Raw genomic sequence first — 14595 nt, forward strand, 5'->3', positions numbered from 1 at the left:
TAATGAGTAAGGGAATCCCGGCCAGCGGCGCGGGATTCCCTTTCTGCATACTGGCATGCCCGATCCGCATCGAAGCGGCCGGCTTACGGTGCGGGCAGACAAAAAAGGAGACAGAACATGAAGACGAATTTCGCACGCCTGTTCGGCAACCTGGTGCTGCGCTTCGGCGACCGGGAGGCGCTGGTCAATATCGAGCGCAACCGCCGCTACACTTACCGCGAGTTCCATGGGGTAACGAACCGCATCGTGAACATGATGCGCGACCGCCTGCAGTTGCGCCGCGGCGACATCTATCTGTGCGTGCTCGAAAACGACAATATGTCGCTGCTGCATTTCTGGACCGCGCTCAAGGGCGACGCGGCGGCGGCCTACACCAACTTCTGCGATTCGTTCGACGAGCACCGCCGCCAGGCCGAGTACATCCGGCCCAAGGTCGTGTTCATCGAGACCGCACTGCTCGACCGCTACTACGGCATGCTGCGCGAACTGGGCTGCACGGTGGTCTGCATGGATCCGCCCGCCGGGCCGCGCGACGGCCTGCATTATTTCTGGGACTTGATGGAAGGCGTGCCGGACCACAATCCGGGCGTCGAGAGCGACGCGGAGAAGGACATCCTGGTCTACCGCTTCACCGGCGGCACGACGGGTGCGGGCAAATGCGCCGCCTATACGATGGACAACTGGCTGGCCTGCCGCGACACGATGTTCATGGAGGCCGACCAGGTCCAGCTGCCGGATACCCGCATGCTCCACATGGCGCCGATCAGCCACGGTTCCGGCTTTGGTGTGCTGGCCACGCTGTTCCGCGGCGCCTGCACCGTCACGCAGAACCTGCCGGACCTGGCGCTGATGTGCAAGAACATCGAGGCCGAGAAGATCACCATGACGCTGCTGCTGCCGACGCTGGTCTACCGGCTGCTCGACATGCCGGAAGCCACGAACTACGACCTGTCGTCGCTGCAGACCATCGCCTACGGCGGCGCGCCCATGAGCCCGGCCAAGCTGCGCCGTGCGCAGGAGCGCTTCGGCAATGTGTTCGTGCAGTATTACGGCGCGACGGAGAGCCTTCAGTCGGTTGGCATCCTCGGCAAGGCTGACCACCTGACGGCTACCGACAAGCAGCTCGGTTCTGCCGGTCGCCTCCAGCCGCATGTCGAAGTCAGGATCGTCGACATCGACGGCAATGATGCCCCGCTCGGCTCGGTCGGCGAGATCTGGGCGCGTAGCCGCGGAGTGATCTCCGGCTACTACAAGAATCCCGAGGCGACGGCAGCGGAGTTCCAGGACGGCTTCTGGAAGTCGGGCGACCTTGGCTATCTCGACGAGGACGGCTACGTCTACCTTGTCGACCGCAAGAAGGACATGATCATTACCGGCGGCTTCAACGTCTATGCGATCGAAGTGGAAGCGGCGCTGAACGCGCATCCGTCCGTATCGATGTCGGCCGCGGTGGGCGTGCCGCACGAGGAATGGGGCGAAGCCGTCCATGCCGAGGTCCAGTTGCGCAGCGGCGCGCAGACCAGCGAACACGAGCTGATCGAGTTCGTCAAGGAGCGGCTCGGCCGGTTCAAAGGGCCCAAGTCAATCACGTTTGTCGAAGTCTTGCCGATCAGCGTGGTGGGCAAGGTATTGCGGCGCCAGGTGCGGGACAAGTACTGGGAGGGCAAGGGCCGGAACGTTGCCTGAACGATGGGGGCTCGCGGGCCCCTTGCAATGCATCGCGGCGCCCGAGGGCGCCGCGATGCATTCGTGGTAGGGCGGGTGTCGACGCTCGCTTAGCCGGCGGAGACCTCGCGCAACGACGCCATGTCGATCACGAACCGGTACTTGACGTCGTTGGCCTGCATGCGCTGGAAGGCGGCGTTGATCTCGCGCACGTCCACCATCTCGCAACTGGGCAGCACCTTGTGCTCGGCGCAGAAGTCGAGCAACTCCTGCGTTGCCGGCAGACCGCCGATCAGCGACCCGGAGATCGAGCGGTTGTTCACGACCAGCAGCGCGCCGTGGATCGGCTCCAGCGGTTCCAGCGCGCCCACCAGCACAAGCACGCCATTGCGCCCCAGCAGCATCAGGTATGGGTTGGCGTTGTGCTTCGTCGGGATGGTGTCGAGGATGAAGTCGAAACGATTGGCCGCTGCCTGCATGGCCTTCGGCTCCTTCGACAGGAGCACGTCGGTGGCGCCGAGGGCACGGGCGTCGTCGGCCTTGCCGGCCGAGGTTGTGATGACCGTAACTTCCGCGCCAAGGGCCACGGCCAGCTTGACTGCCATGTGGCCGAGACCACCCAGGCCGACCACCGCCACTTTCGTCCCCTTGCCCACGCCATGGCGGCGCAGCGGTGTCCAGACGGTGATGCCCGCGCACAGCAGCGGGCCGGCAAACCTCATGTCGAGCGCATCGGGGACGCGCAGCACGAACTTCTCCCGCACGACGATGCTCTCCGAATATCCGCCGTGCGTGATGGCGCCGGTATGGCGGTCCTTGCCGTTGTAGGTGGCGGTCAGTCCCTTGCTGCAGTGCTGTTCGTGGCCATCGTCGCAGGACGGGCAGTCCTGGCAACTGTCGACCATGCAGCCGACGGCGACACGGTCGCCGACCTTGTATTGCGTGACTTGCGGACCCACGGCGGTGACGTGGCCGACGATCTCGTGCCCGGGCACGCAGGGATAGACGGTCGTACCCCAGTCATTGTTGACGGCGTGGGCGTCGGAGTGGCAGATGCCGCAGTAGTCGATGGCGATGGCGACATCGTCGGCGCGCAGCCCTCGGCGCTCGATGTCAATGGGGGTGAGGTCGGCGTGCGCTTCGCACGCACCGTAGGCTTTGCAGGTGGTCATGGTCGCGGATTCCATAGCGAAGAAGGAAGAAGGGTCCGGGCCGCAAATGCGGGCCGGACCGGGCGGTGCTTATGCCTCGATGTTCGGGCGTGTCCAGGGTGCGGGTGACGTTTCGGGAGAGGCGACCTGGTTCGAGATCCATTTGCCCATGCGCCGCAGCGGCTCGATCGCGTCCTGCGGTGCGGCCCATTTCATTGCGGCAGCGTAGCCAAGCGAGACGATGCGTTGCGCGCCGTACAGCGGCAGCTTGTCCTTGAGTTCTTCCTTGATGCTTTCCGGATAGATGCCGACGGTCTGCGTGTAGGCGTCCACGGCTGCCATCACCTCATCGAGCGAATCGACCGGCACAAGGTTGGCGGTGCGGTCGTCAAGCAGCGTGGCAAAGGAGACCGGCTCCGGAATTTGCGAACAGATGATCGCGCCTTCGCCATCCTTGCCGCCGATGACCTGGTACCACTCGTCATCGAGCCGCAGTGCGTCGACTTCGGCCTTGAGTCCGGCGTCATAGCGCTTGGGCGCGGTCGACAGCGTGTTGGGCAGGCCGAGCATCGCATCGTAGACATAGCGGCCGAACGTGTTCAGCTTGCGCAGGCCATCGTCGTCGGTGCCGCTCTGCACATAGACCACGCGCGCGCACACGCAGCCCTTCTGGTTCAGTGCGCCGATGTCGCTGGCCAAGCGCAATGCCGCTTCACGCATGGCGTCTTCGCTGGCGAAGGTTTCGCGCCCGATGATGCTGGCACTGCGCTTCGGGTCGAGCGAGATCAGTTCTAGGCCCGGCTGGATGTACTGCGTTACGTGCTTCATGGACGCATAGCCGCCCCAGGCGACGATCTTCTCCAGGTGCTGCGGCTGGTACAGGCGCGCTTCAAACGCCTTGTCACCGCCCTTCCAGTAGGCCACGCTCAGGTGCCGCGTGAGCGGGTGGTCGGGCGCCATGTCGATCATCGTGCGGGCGATGGCCAGCGCCGTGAAGGGGTCATTGGACGGCGCCTTGATGATCGCGTCGCTGCGCAGCACCATGTTGCGGATGATGGTGACCAGTGACAGGCCGGCCGCATTGCCCGCGACAATATGCAGCGTGCGCGCGCCGAAGCAGCGCACTTCGAGGTCTGTACCGTCGATCAGTTTCTGCTTTACCCAGCCTTCGAGGTACCGAATGCCCACGGTGCTTTCCACGGCTTCGGTGATCGCCGCGCGTGACAGCATGTTGGGCAGCGCCATGTAGCCGCCCTTGACCATGGTCGGCGTCACCGGCGCGGTGTGGTAGGACAGTTCGCAGGCTTCCCGCAGGTACGGGTTGGTCGCCAGGTTCAGACGCTCGCCGAGCGCTTCGGCGTAGTCGAGGATGTCGTCGAAGCTGAGCTTGTACAGGTCGGCAAGCCTCGCCGGATTGCCCAACGGCAGCTTGTCGAGATATTTGTGCGCGTCGGGGGTCATGAAGGTCAGGTCGCCGCCGCGGCCGCCGACTTCGACGAGATGGTCAGTGATGACCTGGCCACGAATGACCATCGGTGCGATGGGAAGGGTATTGGGTTGGGACATGTATCAGGTCTCGGTCTTGGTGCCAGTGATGGCAGCGTTACTGCTCGATGGTGTTCAGGAAATCCATGGCTTCGCGGTGCGAGCTTTCGGTGGCGGCACACGTGATCTTGTCGTCGCCACCGTTCTTCTCGCTGTAGCGCTGCACGCCGCCCGTTACATAGCGGCTCGGGCGGCCGCACGCGCAAGGCTTGTCCCATTCGACGGTGACCTCATCGCCGGTGATAAAGCCGCCCCAGTGGATATCGGCACCCAGGTCGTAGAAGGCCGCGCGTCCCGTCACGCGGCCTTCGCGCGGAAGCGGCTGGCTCGTTTCGGGATCGAGCACGAACGGGATCACGGTATGCGCGAAGTGGAAGTTGCCGTGCTCGCAGCGCGGGTTCGAGCCGCTCACGAGTTCGGACATGGCGTAGGTCTCGTTCAACCAGCTGACGCCCGTGAATCGCATCACATCCTCGCGCCAGCCTTCGGGCTGAACGACGCCCTTGGCGCCGCCGGTGGTGGAGATGAACGAGTCCGGGTGAAACACGCCCTCCAGTCCGCGTTCCAGACCCGCTTTGGCCATGCCGTGCAACAGGTTCCAGGTTGCGCCGATATACACGCGCTTGCCACGCAGCTTCGTTGCCATCTCGCCGAAGAATGCGGCGAGATGGTGTGGCATCTCGGCCTGCAGCTTGTCGAATTCTTTCTTTTTTTGCAGCATTGCCGGACTGATTTCCAGCCGGTCGAGCGTGCCCTTTGCGTGGGCGGCGCGGATCTTGGCGCCGAGGTGAAGGACGTCGCTGGAAAGCGTGGCCGGATACGCAGCGTGAAAGTTCTGTTCCCCGGGCAGCAGCGCGCGGATCATGAACTCATTGGCGCGCACATGGCTGAGGTACCCTTTTTTGAAGTAAGGGTAGGCCGTGTGCAGGTTGGGATCCGGCATGTCCGGGCCTTCCTGCCGCCACACGAACAGCTTGCGGTCGGCGGCTGCCTTTTCCCACTCGCGCACGCTGTTGGGCAGGAAGGAGACGGTACCCGAGGTACCCGACGTATGGCTGATGCGAAGGTCGGGCACCGCCAGTTCCATCGCGGCGAACCAGTCGTCAAGGCCGTTGCATTCGCTCACGTCCGCGCTGGCAATGCGGTCGGACATCTCCGGCGTCACCAGCTTGCCGAGCCACTTGTTGATCTGGCTGAAGCTCTTCTTCTCGAGCAGTGACGGCGGATAGGACTTGAAGACGGTGTGCTCGAACAGCAGCGGCACCACATCGTCAAAGTTTTCGACCTCCGTCACGCCCTCGGCGTCGGCCAGCTTCTTCAGCACGGGCACGCGGTCGCGTAGCAACGCGAAGCGCTGCTTGAGGGCCGCGAGCTGGATGGCGTCGACGTCCGCTCGCGGCAGGTGCTGCCACGCATGGACGTTATGGTTCGCGAGCGCCGCCGGGTCGTTCAGCAGCAGTTCGACTTTTTTCTCTAAGGATGCTTGCGCAGGGCACATGGACAAGACTCGCTCACTGGATTGGGATTCCGGTCAGGGAAAAAGGGAAGCGACGCAATCCTCGCCGGGAGGACGTCCGCTCTTTGCCGGCAGGTCAGTATAGGAGCGCGAAACGCGATTTTTCCTCCGGATTCCCGAGGCCGGATTCTGGTTGCAAGTGTTTGAATGAAAAGGAAAACGGGATGATGAGGAAGGGGGTGGCTCTGCGTTTCGGATAGCCACGTTCCGCATGCGGAACGCCGCTCCGGATGCATCCGATTTGGGAGGGGACTGCCTTGGCCATTGCAGGCAAGCTAACTCGCTTGCTTGGCCCAACGCAGGCATTCGCTCCCCGTTTTCCAGCCCGTTGAGTACCGGCCATGACATCTCGCAGACCCCCCGTACCCGCCGAGACTTTGCAGATTGACTTGCCTGCGAGGCCGCGCAAGAGGCCAAGGCAAGAGCGTTCGGTGATGCTGGTCGATGCGCTGAAGAAGGCCGGATGGGAGATTCTGGAAAAGGAAGGGCGCGCCGCGCTGTCGCTGGAGCGGCTGTCGGTGCGCGCAGGGGTGGCCGTCAGTTCGATCTACGAGTATTTCCCGACCATGGAATCACTGGTCGTCGCCATTTTCGATGACTTTCGTGCCGAAGCGCGTCAGCGGTTGATCGAGGAGCTGCAAGAATTGCCGCCATCAACGAAGTTGTTCGACGGCATCATGCTGTTGCTCAACATCGGCATCCCAATGCTGCACAAATGGGTTCTGCTCGACCGGGACCTGTTCGTGAAGTCATCACACTACGACGAACTGGTGCGGCTCGACCTGGTGAAGCCGGAGCAATACTGGACCTCCATGGCGACTGACGCGCTGATGGAGCGCTTTCCCGACGAGGTCCGGGTCCGGGATCGCACCAAGGCCAGATTCATGGCATTTCACACCATCCTGGCATTACCACGCGCGATGGCGCTCATGCGGCCGGAGTACCTCGGCGATGAAGACACGCAGTTGCTGATGGGGCGCATGCTGTATGCGCTGCTGACGACCTCTGATAGCGGTGATATCGCTGGTTGCTGAACGCATTCGCTGCGCAAGGGAGACCGGCGGCGAAGGGACCTTCGGCGCGTCGGCTAGCAGAGGCGGTGATGGGTGGCCGCATGCAGGGCCAACCCTCGCTACTCCACTTCACCGCTATCGGTGTCTTCGGTTTGGGCTTCGCTCGCCGGTCAATGGATCCTCCGGCCTTGCGTGTCGACCACGGCCTCGCCGTCTTCCTTGGTGAAAGCGCCTTGCTGCGGCGCCGGCAGGATGTCGAGCACGAGTTCCGACGGCCTGCACAGCCGCACACCAAGTTCGGTGACGACGAAGGGCCGGTTGATCAGGATCGGATGGGCCAGCATCGCGTCAAGCAACTGGCCATCGGTCAGCGCCGGATCGCCAAGGCCAAGCTCGGCAAAGGGCGTGCCCTTCTCGCGAATGGCTTCGCGCACGGTGAGCCCGGCATCGCGGATCATCGCCTGCAAGGTCTGCCGGTCAGGCGGCAAGGCCAGGTACTCGATGACGCTTGGCTCGATGCCGGCATTGCGGATCATGGCCAGTGTGTTGCGCGACGTGCCACAGGCCGGGTTGTGATAGATGGTGACGGTCATGGGAATCCCTCAGTGCGATTCGTACCAGTGCTGCGAGCGGTTGACGACGCCGACAACAAACAGCATCACGGGGACTTCGATCAGCACGCCGACGACGGTGGCGAGCGCCGCGCCGGATTGGAAGCCGAACAGGCTGATGGCCGTGGCCACGGCCAGCTCGAAGAAGTTGCTCGCGCCGATCAGCGCCGATGGGCCGGCCACGCAATGCGCCACGCCGAGCTTGCGGTTCAGCCAATACGCCAGGCCGGAGTTCAGCAAGACCTGGATCAGGATGGGCGCGGCCAGCAGCAGGATGATCAGTGGCTGTTCGACGATGGCATTGCCCTGGAAGCCGAACAGCAGCACGAGCGTCGCCAGCAGGGCGGTGATCGAGTAGGGACCGAGGGCACCGACAACGCGCTTGTAGGTGACTTCGCCCCGCGCCAGCAACGCCTTGCGGATGAGCTGCGCGATCAGGACCGGCACCACAATGTAGAGCGCGACCGACGTGATGAGCGTGTCCCAAGGCACGGTGATCGACGACAGACCCAGCAGCAGCGCGACGACCGGCGCGAAGGCCACGACCATGATGGCGTCGTTGAGTGCGACCTGCGACAGCGTGAAGTATGGATCGCCCTTGCAGAGTTGCGACCAGACAAACACCATTGCCGTGCAGGGCGCCGCCGCCAGTAGGATCAGGCCCGCGATGTAGCTGTCGAGCTGGTCGGCCGGCAGCCAGCCTGCGAACAGATGGCGCACGAAGATCCAGCCCAGGAGCGCCATCGAGAACGGCTTGACGAGCCAGTTGACGAAGAGCGTCACGCCGATGCCTCGCCAGTGGCCCGCCACCTGGCCCATCGCGCCGAAATCGATCTTGATCAGCATCGGGATGATCATGACCCAGATCAGCATGCCGACCGGCAGGTTCACCTGTGCGACTTCCATGGCACCGATGGCCTGAAAGACGCCCGGCAGCCATTGGCCGAGCAGGATGCCGGCGACGATGCAGAGCGCCACCCAGACGGTCAAATAGCGCTCGAAGAAGCCAATGGCGCTGGGTTGCGGTGCCTCGGCGGATACGGGGGTGATCAGTTCAGACATGGTGCGGGATCAAGGCGACCATTGGATGTGGAAGCGCTTCATGGTTCAGGACGCCGTGGCGACGGAACAAGAGGACACTGGCGAACACGGATTGCCACCACAGCAGTTCTCCGTGAGATAGCCCAGCAGGGCGTTCATGGTCTCGAAGCGAGCCATGTAGATGATCGACCGGCCCTCCTGGCGGCTCGCCAGCAATCCGGCGCGATGCAATTCCTTGAGGTGGAACGATAGCGAAGACGCCGGCGTCTCCATCAGTTCGGCAATACGGCCAGCCGGCAGGCCTTCGGGGCCGGCCTGCACGAGCAGACGGAACACGGCCAGGCGGATGGCGTGGGCGAGCGCAGCAAGCGCTTCAAGGGCGTTATCGGTTTCCATTATTCGAATATAGTCGAAATATCAAAGCGTTGCAACCGTGCGTCCTTTCGAAGTGCCGTACATTTATTTGACATAGTCTCAAATAACACCTAGATTATTGAGACGGTGACATTTATTGAAGGAGACAGCGTGACAGACCACCAGAAGCCACAAGTGACGGCCGGCATGCGAGGCGCCTCATGGGACGCCCGCTTGATGGATCGTCCATACCAGATGGTGCCTTATGCGTTGACCACTGCCGACGGCCAGCGCACGCTTGGCTTCTTGTTCACCACGACCGGGAAGGAGAAGACTGTCGTTACGCTGATGCATCCGCGCGAGATGGCCATTACGCACTATCTCGTGCCGTTCGTCCTCGATGCCGGCTGCGCTTGCTGGGTGCAGGGTCCGCGCTCGATCGGCAATGACCTGCGCCTGGAGCATGAGATCGCGCTGTTCGATGTGGCCGCCGGCATGACGCATCTGCGCGAACTGGGCTACGAGAACATCGTGATGCTCGGCAACTCCGGGGGCGCCGGCCTCTATACGTTCTACAACCAGCAGGCGCTGACACCGCGCGAGCAGCGCATCGCGCGCACGCCGGCTGGCCGTCCGACGAACCTGGGCGAACTGCACATGCCAGAGGTCGACGCATTCATCCTCGTGTCCCCGCATCCGGGACAGGGCAAGTTGCTGATGAGCGGCATCGATCCATCCGTCATCGATGAAGACGATCCGATGCAGACCGATCCGACCCTGGACCCGTTTTCGACGGCCAATGGGTTTGACGCCGAAACCGGAAAGGGCCACTACGCCCCAGACTTCGTCACCCGCTACCGGGAAGCGCAAACCGCGCGCGTGGCACGCATCGATGCGCGCGCCAGGGCGATGCTGCGCGCCAAGCACGAAGCGCGCGCTGCGCTCAAGGCCGGCGTCGCCACGGAGGCCGATCGCCGCATGGGCGCGCATGCGCCGATCTTCCAGGTCTGGCGCACCGACGCCGACCTGCGCTCGTGGGATATCACGCTGGATCCGTCGGACCGGAAGACCGGTTCGCTCTGGGGCAAGGACCCGTTCACGTCGAACTGGGGCAGCGTCGGCTTTGGCCGCACGGTTACGCCGGAGTCGTGGCTGTCCACGTGGTCGGGCCTGTCCTCGAATGCCGCACTGGACAAGACGCTGGGCACGCTCCACCAGCCCACGCTGCTGATCGAATACACCGGCGACCAGTGCACCTTTCCCGCCGATATCCGCGAGATCTACGCGCAGATTCCCGCGGCCCGCAAGCGACACCTGCGCGTGCGGGGCAACCACCACGGCATGGCCCTCGGCCGTGAGGAACCGTCCGGCCAAAGCATCGCTGGCCGGCACATCGTCGAGTGGCTGCGCGAGACGATGGCCTGAGCCGGCACCGCCGGACAAATCTATAAAACGACAGAGGTAGACATGCTGCAACCCACCCACGTGCGCCCGTCAGTGCTGCTCGACGGCGTGCGCTATCCCGACGAAAACCGGCTGCGCCAGTATGTGGCGGACGGCTACCTGGGCACCGAGACGCTGGTCGGTGCCTTCCGCCAGTCGTTCCGCGACCACAAGGACCGGCTCGCGCTGGTCGGGCCGGAAGGCGAGTTCACCTACCAGGCCTTCGACGAGCAGACCGACCGGCTCGGCGCCGCGCTGCTGCAACTGGGGCTGAAGCCGCTCGACCGCGCGATCTTCCAGTGCGGCAACTGCAATGAACTGCTCCTGGCCTTCATTGGCTGCCTGAAGGCCGGCATCATCCCGCTGTGTTCGCTGCAGGCGTTCCGCAAGCTCGAGATCGGCTATCTCGGCAAGCTGTGCGACGCGCGCCTGCACTTCGTGCAGGGCGATGACCCGAAGTTCGACGACGTGGGCTTTGCCGAGGCCATGCAGGCCGAAGTGCCGAGCCTTGCGTTCATCCTCCAGGCACGTGGGACACGCCGCGGTAGCGCCGTGCTGTTGGAAGACCTGATTCGCGACATGCCGCTGGCGCGCGCGCAGGGCATCCTGGCCGACGTCACGCATGAGCCATTCCAGGCCGCGGTGTTCCAGTTGTCCGGCGGCACCACGGGCGTGCCCAAGATCATTCCGCGCTTCCAGAACGAGTACCTGTACAACATGCGCGCGGTGGCGGAATGGAACCGCTACACGGCCGACGACGTGCTGTTCTTCCCCACGCCGTACATGCACAACCTCAACATGGGCTGTTTCTTCGGGCCGTTCCTGTTGAGCGGCGCGACCGTGACCGTGGCGCCCGATCTCTCCGAAGACACGCTGCAGGCCCTGGTGCGCGACTACGAGCCGACCTGGTTCGGCGTCGCCGGTCCGATCCTGAACCGCATCGCGCCGGTGCTGCTGCGATCGACGCCGGCTGAGCGGCTGCGGCGCAATTTCATCGTGCCCAAGAATGCGGCCAACCTGACGCGCCTGACGGGGTCGCCGACGCACCACATCTTCGGCATGACCGAAGGCGTGATCATGTTCACGCGTCCGGAGGACCCGCAGGAGATCCGCGAGCAATCGGTCGGCCGCCCGGTCTCGGCGGCCGACGAAGTGCGCATCGTCCATCCCGGCACCGAGGACGATGTGCCCGACGGCGAGGCTGGCGAGGCACTGTTCCGCGGTCCGTACACGATCCGCGGCTACTACAAGTCCGAGAAGGAAGATGCCACGCGTTTCACCGCCGATGGCTTCTACCGCTCGGGCGACCTGATGTCGTCGGCCGTGGTGGACGGCAAGCGCTACTACTTCTTCCGCGGCCGCATCAAGGACGTGGTCGACCGTGGCGGCGAAAAGATCAATGCCGAGGAACTCGAGAACGTCATCAACGAACACCCGTCGGTGCTGGCGTCGGCCGTGGTCGGCATGCCAGACAAGGTCTACGGCGAACGCGTGTGCGCATTCGTCCTGCTAAAGCCCGCCGCTGTGGCAGCGGGACTGACGCTGCCAGCCCTGACGCAGTTCCTCGAACAAGCCGGCCTTGCCAAATTCAAGTGGCCGGAGCGGCTGGAGATCATTCCGGAGTTTCCGCTGACTGCCTCTGGAAAACTCAGCAAGGTGCTGCTGCGCGACCGCATCGTGCAGTGCCTGCAAGCCGAGGCGGAAAAAGCCGCGGACAAAGATGCCGTTCAGCAAAGCCAGTGAACAAGGAACAGACATGACCCAATCCACGCAAGCCGCCATTCCCGCAGTCGCGCTGCACGGCGTCCACCACACCGCGCGGCCAACCTGGAAGCTGGCCGAGACCGTGCACTTCTACCGCGACCTGCTCGGCCTGCCGCTGGTCCACGCGATCTCGGCCAAGGGCTGGGGCCCGGACAACCACGCCGATTTCCTGCACTTCTTCTTCGACAGCGGCAACAGCAGCACCATCGCCTTCTTCTACTACATCGGCACCGAGCGGCCGGACTGGCTGACGGTGCGCGAGCACTACCAGGACCGTGCCACACACACCGCGTGGCGCGTGCGCGATGAGGCCGAGCTGCTGCAATGGCGTCAGCGCGTCGAAGCCGTGGGCATTCCGCTGCGCTACCAGATCCGCCACGAGGTGATCGAATCGATCTACTTCAACGACCCGAACGGCTACCCGATCGAGATCACATGGCAGGTGCGCCCGTTCAGCGATGCCGACCAGCGCGATGCGGCGCTCACCATCGACGCGGCGATCGAACTGGAACGGGCTCGCGACGATGGCGCGGCATTCGCGTCGATCGAGCCGGTCTGGCAGCGCAAGGCCGGCAATATCGAGGGCCAGGGCGTCGACAAGGACAAGGCGTCGGTCTATGTGCTCGACGTCCCCGAGTTCGCGCCGCTGATCGACGTGGCACGCAAGACCGACGGCTACCGCACCACGGCGCTCGGCAATGGCTATGTGCGCATCGACGGCAACCCGACGCTGCAGTTCCGCCGCAAGGAACTGGGCTTCAAGCCCGCCGTGTGGTACGGCGCCCTGACCGGCGGCCTGGCGGGCGAGATCCGCCAGTTCGACATGGACGCGCTGGTGATCGCGCCGGGAGTCTCGGAATGAAAGCGACCATCATCGGCGGCGGGCCGTCCGGGCTGTTCCTCGCTATCCTGCTCAAGGAGCGCCTGCCGGATGTCGAGATCGACGTCTTCGAGCAGAACCCGGAGAACGCCACGTTCGGCTTTGGCGTGGTGCTGGCCGACACCGGCCTGGCGAACCTGCGCTCGGCATCGCCGACCGTGGTCGACCGCCTGGCCACGGTCATGCGGTTCAACGACCAGCATGCGATCGTGTGCCACGAGCAGCCGATCGTCATGAAGAAGCCCGGTGCGGGCGGCGGCGCGATCCCGCGCATCAGCCTGCTGGCCGTGCTGCAGCAGCGCGCCCGCGAACTCGGCGTGCGGGTCACCTACAACAAGCGCATCGCCGACTTCAACGCCATCGACGCGGACCTGATCGTCGGTGCCGACGGCATCAACTCGCAGCTGCGTACGGCCAACGAGGGCGGCTTCGGCACCACGCGCCGCATGCTGACCAACCATTTCGCATGGTTCGGCGTCGAGAAGCCATTCCCCAGCCCGGCGCTGGTGTTCCGCAAGCATGAGGGCGGCTACTTCGTCGCGCACTATTACCCGTACTCCGACTCGATGAGCACGTTCGTCGCCGAGTGCGACCACCAGACGTGGCTCGACTTCGGCATGGAGGACATGAGCGCCGAAGCGCGGCAGGCCTTGTTCGAGCGCGTATTCGCGCCGGAGCTGGACGGCTACGCGCTGGTGTCGAACAACTCTGCGTGGCGCCAGTTCCCGGTCATCCTCAACGCGAACTGGCATGTCGGCCGCCAGGTGCTGATTGGCGATGCGCTCACGAGCGCGCATTTCTCGATCGGCTCGGGCACGCGCATCGCCATGGAAGACGCCATGGCGCTGGCCGATGCCATCGTCGCGCATCCCGCCGATGTGCCGGCCGCGCTGCTGCAGTACGAAGCCGTGCGCAAGCCAGAGAAGGCCAAGCTGATCAGCGCGTCGGAGGCTTCGTACAACTGGTACGAGCACATCCGAGAGTGGATGGATTTGCCGACGCCGCACGAGTTCGTGTTCCGCTTCATGACGCGCACCGGCCGCGTCGATGCCGAGCGGCTGCGTGCGCAGTTCCCGGCGCTGATGGCGGAGCTTGCCGCCGGTGGCGTCACCGGCGACGCCGCAGTGGGGCAGCCATGATCAACGCCACGGAGTACGTGCTCAGTGAGCGCCCGTTCGTCGTCAGGCGGCGCGTGCGCTGGGGCGACTGCGACCCCGCCGGCGTGGTCTACACCGGGCGCTTCACGGACTACCTGCTGGGCGCGGTCGGACTCTATACCGCGCATATGGCCGGCGGCGACGGCAGGCTTGGCGAAGTCCACGGCGTCGGCACGCCGTGCAAGGCGATGCGCTTCGAATTCATCGGCACGCTGTGGCCCGATGATGTGATCGACATCACCTGCACGGTGGAAGCCATCCGCACGCGCTCGTTCGACATCCGCTGCGTGGCCCGCCGGCCCGACGGCGCGCCCGTGTTCGACGCGATGTTCTCGCCGATCTGCGTGCGCCTGGATCGCCGCGAAGGCACGCCGATCCCGGATGCGCTGCGCGACGTGCTGAAACGCTTCCTTGCGCCCGCTCTCTAGCCGCAGCCTCAACACCCCCTCGAACGT

Annotated in this window: 13 protein-coding genes; 7 read left to right on the top strand and 6 right to left on the bottom strand. The window is 64.3% G+C overall.

Going from position 1 to position 14595, the window contains the following annotated elements; all coding sequences use genetic code 11:
• Positions 1 to 117: 117 nt before the first annotated feature.
• Positions 118 to 1686, top strand: a complete 1569-nt coding sequence (locus tag ACIGJB_RS02010) for a class I adenylate-forming enzyme family protein (protein ID WP_483731158.1) — start codon at positions 118 to 120, stop codon at positions 1684 to 1686.
• A gap of 89 nt (positions 1687 to 1775) precedes the next feature.
• On the opposite strand, the gene ACIGJB_RS02015 is transcribed toward ACIGJB_RS02010, so the two are convergent.
• The 3 genes from ACIGJB_RS02015 to ACIGJB_RS02025 all read right to left on the bottom strand — a co-directional run bounded on the left by ACIGJB_RS02015 (position 1776) and on the right by ACIGJB_RS02025 (position 5859).
• Positions 1776 to 2837 (bottom strand): NAD(P)-dependent alcohol dehydrogenase, encoded by a 1062-nt coding sequence (locus ACIGJB_RS02015; protein WP_483731159.1) that lies wholly within the window; start codon positions 2835 to 2837, stop codon positions 1776 to 1778.
• 69 nt (positions 2838 to 2906) lie between these two features.
• Positions 2907 to 4382 (bottom strand): acyl-CoA reductase, encoded by a 1476-nt coding sequence (locus ACIGJB_RS02020; RefSeq protein ID WP_483731160.1) that lies wholly within the window; start codon positions 4380 to 4382, stop codon positions 2907 to 2909.
• 37 nt (positions 4383 to 4419) lie between these two features.
• Positions 4420 to 5859, bottom strand: coding sequence for a hypothetical protein (locus ACIGJB_RS02025; protein ID WP_483731161.1), 1440 nt, complete (start codon positions 5857 to 5859; stop codon positions 4420 to 4422).
• Between the two features lie 452 nt (positions 5860 to 6311).
• Between ACIGJB_RS02025 and ACIGJB_RS02030 the strand changes: the two genes are divergently transcribed.
• Positions 6312 to 6911: a TetR/AcrR family transcriptional regulator gene (locus ACIGJB_RS02030; RefSeq protein WP_483732235.1), complete on the top strand. Its 600-nt coding sequence runs from the start codon at positions 6312 to 6314 to the stop codon at positions 6909 to 6911.
• Between the two features lie 149 nt (positions 6912 to 7060).
• On the opposite strand, the gene arsC is transcribed toward ACIGJB_RS02030, so the two are convergent.
• Genes arsC through ACIGJB_RS02045 form a run of 3 tightly spaced genes read right to left on the bottom strand, consistent with a single transcriptional unit; the run spans position 7061 to position 8938 of the window.
• Entirely contained in the window at positions 7061 to 7483 is a 423-nt protein-coding gene (arsC, locus tag ACIGJB_RS02035; RefSeq protein WP_483731162.1) for an arsenate reductase (glutaredoxin), read from the bottom strand.
• Positions 7484 to 7492: 9 nt separating this feature from the next.
• Complete coding sequence (gene arsB / locus ACIGJB_RS02040) at positions 7493 to 8563, bottom strand: ACR3 family arsenite efflux transporter (RefSeq protein ID WP_483731163.1); 1071 nt, start codon at positions 8561 to 8563, stop codon at positions 7493 to 7495.
• Between the two features lie 45 nt (positions 8564 to 8608).
• On the bottom strand, positions 8609 to 8938 hold the full coding sequence (locus tag ACIGJB_RS02045; protein WP_483731164.1) for an ArsR/SmtB family transcription factor: 330 nt from the start codon (positions 8936 to 8938) through the stop codon (positions 8609 to 8611).
• A 129-nt stretch (positions 8939 to 9067) separates the two neighbouring features.
• Between ACIGJB_RS02045 and ACIGJB_RS02050 the strand changes: the two genes are divergently transcribed.
• From ACIGJB_RS02050 to ACIGJB_RS02070, 5 genes are read left to right on the top strand one after another with little or no spacing between them, the layout of a single operon-like run.
• The gene (locus ACIGJB_RS02050) at positions 9068 to 10321 is read left to right on the top strand and encodes an alpha/beta hydrolase (RefSeq protein ID WP_483731165.1); all 1254 of its coding nucleotides are present in this window, start codon (positions 9068 to 9070) and stop codon (positions 10319 to 10321) included.
• Positions 10322 to 10363: 42 nt separating this feature from the next.
• Positions 10364 to 12082 (top strand): AMP-binding protein, encoded by a 1719-nt coding sequence (locus ACIGJB_RS02055; protein ID WP_483731166.1) that lies wholly within the window; start codon positions 10364 to 10366, stop codon positions 12080 to 12082.
• Positions 12083 to 12095: 13 nt separating this feature from the next.
• The gene (locus ACIGJB_RS02060; RefSeq protein ID WP_483731167.1) at positions 12096 to 12965 is read left to right on the top strand and encodes a VOC family protein; all 870 of its coding nucleotides are present in this window, start codon (positions 12096 to 12098) and stop codon (positions 12963 to 12965) included.
• The gene (locus ACIGJB_RS02065; protein ID WP_483731168.1) at positions 12962 to 14122 is read left to right on the top strand and encodes an FAD-dependent monooxygenase; all 1161 of its coding nucleotides are present in this window, start codon (positions 12962 to 12964) and stop codon (positions 14120 to 14122) included. Before ACIGJB_RS02060 ends, ACIGJB_RS02065 begins: the two co-directional genes overlap by 4 nt.
• On the top strand, positions 14119 to 14568 hold the full coding sequence (locus ACIGJB_RS02070; protein ID WP_483731169.1) for a thioesterase family protein: 450 nt from the start codon (positions 14119 to 14121) through the stop codon (positions 14566 to 14568). Before ACIGJB_RS02065 ends, ACIGJB_RS02070 begins: the two co-directional genes overlap by 4 nt.
• Positions 14569 to 14595: the final 27 nt, after the last annotated feature.

The sequence above is a fragment of the Cupriavidus sp. C2SS-8b genome (genome assembly GCF_057073745.1).

Coding starts and splice junctions, on each gene's coding strand:
- ACIGJB_RS02010 (WP_483731158.1), top strand. CDS start 118: ATGAAGACGAATTTCGCACGCCTGTTCGGCAACCTGGTGCTGCGCTTC.
- ACIGJB_RS02015 (WP_483731159.1), bottom strand. CDS start 2,837: ATGACCACCTGCAAAGCCTACGGTGCGTGCGAAGCGCACGCCGACCTC.
- ACIGJB_RS02020 (WP_483731160.1), bottom strand. CDS start 4,382: ATGTCCCAACCCAATACCCTTCCCATCGCACCGATGGTCATTCGTGGC.
- ACIGJB_RS02025 (WP_483731161.1), bottom strand. CDS start 5,859: ATGTGCCCTGCGCAAGCATCCTTAGAGAAAAAAGTCGAACTGCTGCTG.
- ACIGJB_RS02030 (WP_483732235.1), top strand. CDS start 6,312: ATGCTGGTCGATGCGCTGAAGAAGGCCGGATGGGAGATTCTGGAAAAG.
- arsC (WP_483731162.1), bottom strand. CDS start 7,483: ATGACCGTCACCATCTATCACAACCCGGCCTGTGGCACGTCGCGCAAC.
- arsB (WP_483731163.1), bottom strand. CDS start 8,563: ATGTCTGAACTGATCACCCCCGTATCCGCCGAGGCACCGCAACCCAGC.
- ACIGJB_RS02045 (WP_483731164.1), bottom strand. CDS start 8,938: ATGGAAACCGATAACGCCCTTGAAGCGCTTGCTGCGCTCGCCCACGCC.
- ACIGJB_RS02055 (WP_483731166.1), top strand. CDS start 10,364: ATGCTGCAACCCACCCACGTGCGCCCGTCAGTGCTGCTCGACGGCGTG.
- ACIGJB_RS02060 (WP_483731167.1), top strand. CDS start 12,096: ATGACCCAATCCACGCAAGCCGCCATTCCCGCAGTCGCGCTGCACGGC.
- ACIGJB_RS02065 (WP_483731168.1), top strand. CDS start 12,962: ATGAAAGCGACCATCATCGGCGGCGGGCCGTCCGGGCTGTTCCTCGCT.
- ACIGJB_RS02070 (WP_483731169.1), top strand. CDS start 14,119: ATGATCAACGCCACGGAGTACGTGCTCAGTGAGCGCCCGTTCGTCGTC.